This is a genomic window from Kitasatospora sp. NPDC057198 (genome assembly GCF_042670125.1).
Taxonomy (GTDB): domain Bacteria; phylum Actinomycetota; class Actinomycetes; order Streptomycetales; family Streptomycetaceae; genus Kitasatospora.
Genome location: NZ_JBHUWH010000669.1, coordinates 1 through 3,127, shown reverse-complemented (window position 1 = coordinate 3,127; position 3,127 = coordinate 1). Strand labels below are relative to the sequence as shown.

Annotated in this window: 2 protein-coding genes and 1 pseudogene; all 3 read left to right on the top strand. The window is 74.7% G+C overall.

The genetic code is table 11. The features are described from left to right. A pseudogene (locus tag ACFUEL_RS37505) lies at window positions 1–756 on the top strand (amino acid deaminase); the annotation flags it as partial. Further along, a complete protein-coding gene (locus tag ACFUEL_RS37500) occupies window positions 756–2,381 on the top strand; it encodes an amidohydrolase family protein (protein ID WP_380242347.1) in 1,626 nt (541 codons plus the stop codon). The pseudogene ACFUEL_RS37505 and the gene ACFUEL_RS37500, both read left to right, overlap by 1 nt. A gap of 97 nt (window positions 2,382–2,478) precedes the next feature. Continuing rightward, window positions 2,479–3,108, top strand: a complete 630-nt coding sequence (locus ACFUEL_RS37495) for a bifunctional 4-hydroxy-2-oxoglutarate aldolase/2-dehydro-3-deoxy-phosphogluconate aldolase (protein WP_380242345.1) — start codon at window positions 2,479–2,481, stop codon at window positions 3,106–3,108. Window positions 3,109–3,127 lie beyond the last annotated feature (19 nt).

Here is a 3,127-nt window from a genome sequence, read left to right as displayed (position 1 = left end):
GTCCTGGTCGAACTCGGCGGCCCCGGCGGCCGCACCGGCGCCCGCGGCGTCCCCGCCGCCCTCGAGGTCGCCGCCGCCGTCCTCGCCGCCCCCACCCTGCGGCTGGCCGGCGTCGCCGGCTACGAGGGCGCCCTCGCCCACGACGCCTCCGAAGGCGCCCTCGCCGCCGTCCGCGGCTACCTCGCCGACCTCGCCGACCTGCACCGCCGCCTCGCCGCCGACTACCCCACCGACACCCCCGTGGTCACCGCCGGCGGCAGCGCCTACTTCGACACCGTCGCCGAGGAGTTGACCCCCCTCACCCGGCAGGTCCCCGGCACCGCCGTCATCGTCCGGGCCGGCGCCTACCTCGCCCACGACGACGGCTTCTACCGCGGCATCTCCCCGCTGGCCCGCACCGCCGACACCACCCCGCTGCGCTCCGCCATGCACGGCTGGGCCCGCGTCGTCTCCCACCCCGAACCCCGGCTCGCCCTGCTCGACGCCGGAAAGCGCGACCTCCCGTTCGACGAGGGCCTGCCCGAACCCCAACTCGTCCGGGGCGGCGGCGACCTGACCGGCGCCGCCATCACCGCCCTCAACGACCAGCACGCCTTCCTGCGCGACGCCGGCCCCGCCGCCCCGGTCGGCGCCGTCCTGCGCCTGGGCCTCTCCCACCCCTGCACCGCCTTCGACAAGTGGAGCCTCGTCCCCGTCCTCGACCACGCCGACGCCGACCACCCCCGCGTCGTCGACCTGGTCCGGACGTACTTCTGATGGCCGACCTGCTGCTGCGCGGCGCCACCCTCGTCGACGGCACCGGCACCGACCGCCGCCACGCCGACGTCACCGTCACCGGCGGCCGCATCGACGAGATCGGCCGCGGCCTGAGCGCCCGCCGGACCATCGACGCCGACGGACTCGTCCTCGCCCCCGGCTTCATCGACATGCACGCCCACTCCGACCTGCGACTGCTCCTCGAACCCGACCACCCCTCCCGGATCACCCAGGGCGTCACCCTCGAAGTCCTCGGCCAGGACGGCCTCTCCTACGCCCCCGTCGACGACACCACCCTCGCCGCGCTGCGCCGCCAACTCGCCGGCTGGAACGGCGACCCCGCCGACGACCGGTTCGAGTGGAACTGGCGCACCGTCGCCCAGTACCTCGACCGCCTCGACGCGGGAGCGGAGGGCGGCGTCGCCGTGAACACCTGCTACCTCGTCCCGCACGGCTCCGTCCGGATGCTCGCCATGGGCTGGGACAACCGTCCCCCCACCGGTGCCGAACTCGACCGGATGAAGCGGCTGTTGGACCAGGCACTGGCGGACGGCGCGGTCGGCATGTCCACCGGCCTCACCTACACCCCCGGCATGTACGCCGACACCGCCGAACTCGTCGAACTGTGCGCCGTCGTCGCCGCCCGCGGCGGCTTCCACGCCCCCCACCAACGCTCCTACGGCGCGGGCGCGTTGGAGGGCTACGCCGAGATGGTGGAGATCTCCCGGCGCTCCGGCTGCCCGCTCCACCTCACCCACGCCACCATGAACTTCGGCGTCAACGAGGGCCGCGCCGGACAGTTCCTCGCCCTGGTCGACGCCGCCCTCGCCGACGGCATCGACATCACCCTCGACAGCTACCCCTACCTGCCCGGATCCACCACCCTGGCCGCCCTGCTGCCCAGTTGGTCCACCGAGGGCGGCCCCGCGGCCACCCTCGCCCGGCTCGCCGACCCCGCCGCCCGCGACCGCATCCGCGCCGACGTCGAGGAACACGGCAGCGACGGCTGCCACGGCGTCGTCACCGACTGGGACACCATCCAGATCTCCGGCGTCCGCGACGGCACACTGTCCGCCGCCGTCGGCAAGAAGGTCTCCGAACTCGCCGCCGAACAGGGCCGCACCGGCACCGAGGTCTTCTTCGACCTGCTGCTCGCCGACCAGTTGGGCACCACCATCCTCCAGCACGTCGGCCACGAGGAGAACGTCCGCGCCATCATGCGCCACCCCGTGCACACCGTCGGCAGCGACGGACTGCTGGTCGGCGCCCGCCCCCACCCGCGCGGCTGGGGCACCTTCCCCCGCTACCTCGCCCACTACGTACGCGAGTTGGGCGTCCTCACGCTCGAACAGGCCGTCGCCCGGATGACCGGCCGACCCGCCCGTCGGCTCGGCCTCGACCGGCGCGGACTCGTCCGCCCCGGCCACCACGCCGACCTGGTCCTGTTCGACCCGGACACCGTCCGCGACACCGCCACCTTCGACCGCCCCCGGCAGGCCGCCGACGGCATCCAGCACGTCCTGGTCAACGGCGTCCCCGCCCTCGCCGACGGCAAGCCCACCGGCGACCGGGCCGGGCGGGCGCTGCGCCGCGGCGCCGACCGCAAGGTCCGGGCCGTCGACTGACGGTACGTCAATCGACGGTACGTCAACTGCTTCGCGGAACAGCGCAGTTCCGTGACACCTGTTCCAACCGGTTTTGTGTGAAGAGGAGTTGTCCAGAATGGGAACCGAAACGACGGACCTGCGCGCGGCCCTGGCCCGGCAGCCGGTGATCGCCGTGGTGCGGGCCCCCGTGATCCCCGACGCGGTCGCACTCTGCGAGGCGCTCGCCGAAGGCGGCATCGCCTGGACCGAACTCACCTTCACCACCCCCGACGTCACCCGCCACGTCGCCCGCGCCGCCGCGGCCGGCTGCCGGATCGGCGTCGGCACCGTGCTCACCGCCGAACAGGCCCGGGACGGGATCGCCGCCGGAGCCGGGTTCCTGGTCACCCCCGGCCTGCGCCCCGCCGTCGCCGAGACCGCCCGCGAGGCCGGGATCCCGGTCGTGATGGGCGCGTTGACCCCCAGCGAGGTCGCCGACGCCGTCGACCTCGGCGCCGCCGCGGTCAAGGTCTTCCCCGCCAAGGCGTTCGGCCCCGGCTACTTCAAGGACCTGCGCGGCCCCTACCCCGACGTTCCGCTGGTCGCCTCCGGCGGCGTCAACGCGGGCAACGCCAGGGCCTTCCTCGACCACGGCGCGCTCGCCGTCTGCGCCGGCACCGACGTCGTCCCGCCGCAGGCCGTCGCGGACGGCGACTGGGCCGACATCACCCGCCGCGCCAAGGAGTTCATCGCCTCGCTGGGCTGAGCCGGGCCGCGCCGCCGGG

Bases quoted from the DNA above. Each gene is read 5' to 3' on its own strand.
- ACFUEL_RS37500 (WP_380242347.1), top strand. From the start codon at position 756: ATGGCCGACCTGCTGCTGCGCGGCGCCACCCTCGTCGACGGCACCGGC.
- ACFUEL_RS37495 (WP_380242345.1), top strand. From the start codon at position 2,479: ATGGGAACCGAAACGACGGACCTGCGCGCGGCCCTGGCCCGGCAGCCG.